Here is a 2,747-nt window from a genome sequence, read left to right on the forward strand (position 1 = left end):
ACCGCATTTCACCCCAAAAAGCGTTTCTGATCGGGTGGCGCTGGCAATTGTAAAATTTATGCGTTTTTTTGCTGACGTCTTTTTTTCCGGGCGTTACGGACATCGTGCTGTCGTACTGGAAACGGTTGCAGCCGTACCTGGCATGGTTGGCGGGGCTCTTCAGCATCTTCGTTCACTGCGCCGGATGCAAAATGATGATGGCTGGATCAGTACTTTGCTGGAAGAAGCTGACAATGAACGCATGCATCTGCTTACCTTTGTGCATATTGCCAAACCAAGCTGGTTCGAACGCGTGTTGATTATCATTGCTCAGGGTGTGTTTTATAACTTGTTCTTTATTTTATATATTTTCTCATCTCGAGTAGCCCATCGAATTGTTGGTTATCTTGAGGAAGAAGCTGTGTACAGCTATACCGAGTATTTAGCAGGTATCGATTCAGGCAAATACGAAAACGTAGCCGCACCGCAAATTGCCATTGATTACTGGAACCTGCCACAGGATGCGCTGCTACGTGATGTAGTGTTAGTTGTAAGAGATGATGAGGCCAAGCATCGTGATGTAAATCATGATTTTGCCAATCAATTGCAAAACGCCTAATATGCCGCTGAATGAAGTAACAAATCGGGTTAGATTCTAACCGCGCTGACAGACAAGGACGACTATGGCGACTTTATTATTTCGACTCAACAATGTACCTGAAGACGAAGCGGAAGACGTTCGGCAATTGCTGGACGATAAAGGCTTTGCCTTTTACGAAACTCAGGCTGGATTTTTTGGCCTTGGTGTGGCAGCCATCTGGTTGATAAATGATGAACAACTGCCTATTGCCAAAGCCACGCTCGATGAATATCAGGCCAAACGCGCTATAGATCAGCGTCAGCAATATGAAAATCTGCGTGCAAATGGCGAAATACCGGGATTTTTCCAATCCATTTTTCAGCATCCATTTCGCTTTATAGGCGTATTACTGTTAATAGCCTTTGTATTGAGCCTGATGTTGATTCCTTTCTGGAAAACATTACACCCTTAAAAGCTCTTTTCAATTTAATTAGCCCAAAAAAAAACCCCACCTCTTTCGAGGCAGGGCTTTTTTGTGTGCTGAGAGCGATGCTGTAACGAATTACATCATGCCGCCCATGCCGCCCATATCAGGCATTGCAGGTGCATCTTCTTTTGGCAGTTCAGCGATCATCGCTTCTGTTGTCAGCATCAGGCCAGCAACGGAACCTGCATTTTGTAATGCAGTACGAGTGACTTTAGTTGGGTCAAGAATACCCATATCAATCATATCGCCGTATTCACCTGTTGCCGCGTTGTAACCATAGTTACCTTTACCTGCAACAACTTCATTCAAGATAACAGATGCTTCAGCACCCGCGTTTGTAGCGATTTGACGTAAAGGCTCTTCCATTGCACGACGCGCAATTTTGATACCCATGTCTTGATCATGGTTGTCACCACGCAGTTCGCCCAGAGAGCTTTCTGCACGAACAAGAGCAACACCACCACCAGCGACGACGCCTTCTTCAACCGCAGCACGAGTAGCATGCAACGCATCTTCAACGCGTGCTTTCTTCTCTTTCATTTCCATCTCGGTAGCCGCACCAACACGGATAACAGCAACACCGCCAGCTAATTTAGCGACACGTTCTTGCAGTTTTTCTTTGTCGTAGTCAGAAGAAGATTCAGCGATTTGTGTGCGAATTTGTTCAACACGTGCTTGGATTTCATCTGCACGGCCAGCACCATCAACGATAGTGGTATTTTCTTTGCTGACAGTGATTTTCTTCGCTTGACCTAAGTGATCCAAAGTCACTTTTTCCAGGCTCAGACCGACTTCTTCAGAAATCACAGTACCACCAGTCAGAACAGCGATATCTTCTAACATCGCTTTACGACGGTCACCAAAGCCAGGCGCTTTAACAGCACAGACTTTCACGATACCGCGCATATTGTTCACAACCAGTGTGGCTAAGGCTTCACCTTCCACATCTTCAGAAACGATCAATAATGGACGGCTAGATTTCGCGACAGCTTCTAGAGTTGGCAGCAAATCACGGATGTTTGAGATTTTTTTGTCGAATAACAGCACATACGGATCTTCCAGTTCTGCTGTCATAGTTTGTTGGTCGTTAACAAAGTATGGAGACTGGTAGCCACGATCAAACTGCATACCTTCAACGACGTCTAATTCGTTTTCAAAGCCGCTACCGTCTTCAACGGTGATAACGCCTTCTTTACCGACTTTTTGCATGGCTTCAGCAATAATTTTACCGATTGAAGCGTCAGAGTTAGCTGAAATAGTACCGACTTGAGCAATCGCTTTATCATCATCACATGGTGATGACATAGTACGCAGTTGTTCAACCGCAGATTGAACTGCTTTGTCGATACCACGTTTCAGATCCATGGGGTTCATACCAGCAGTAACGGCTTTCATACCTTCACGCAGAATAGCTTGTGCTAGAACTGTCGCTGTAGTTGTACCGTCACCAGCAGCATCAGAAGTGTGCGAAGCCACTTCTTTTACCATTTGGGCGCCCATGTTTTCGTATTTGTTTTCCAGTTCGATTTCTTTCGCGACTGAAACACCGTCTTTCGTGACGGTAGGTGCACCGAAGCTTTTATCTAAAACAACGTTGCGACCTTTTGGTCCCAGTGTGACTTTTACTGCGTTAGCCAGTGTATTCACACCTTTAACCATTAACTGACGTGCGTCTGCACCAAATTTGACTTCTTTAGCAGC

3 protein-coding genes are annotated in these 2,747 nt (G+C 45.4%); 2 read left to right on the forward strand and 1 reads right to left on the reverse strand.

The annotated features are described in order from the left end of the window. Window positions 1-34: 34 nt before the first annotated feature. Both B4K20_RS00010 and B4K20_RS00015 read left to right on the forward strand, forming a co-directional pair. The gene (locus B4K20_RS00010) at window positions 35-598 is read left to right on the forward strand and encodes an alternative oxidase (RefSeq protein ID WP_414683357.1); all 564 of its coding nucleotides are present in this window, start codon (window positions 35-37) and stop codon (window positions 596-598) included. Window positions 599-662: 64 nt separating this feature from the next. Then, complete coding sequence (locus B4K20_RS00015; RefSeq protein ID WP_289281406.1) at window positions 663-1,031, forward strand: DUF6164 family protein; 369 nt, start codon at window positions 663-665, stop codon at window positions 1,029-1,031. Window positions 1,032-1,121: 90 nt separating this feature from the next. Here B4K20_RS00015 and groL read toward each other — a convergent pair. Further along, window positions 1,122-2,747, reverse strand: a 1,626-nt coding sequence (gene groL, locus B4K20_RS00020; RefSeq protein ID WP_289281407.1) for a chaperonin GroEL, incomplete at its 5' end; no start/stop codon positions are given.

This window comes from Methylophaga sp. UBA5088, from assembly GCF_002414625.1.
GTDB lineage: Bacteria > Pseudomonadota > Gammaproteobacteria > Nitrosococcales > Methylophagaceae > Methylophaga > Methylophaga marina.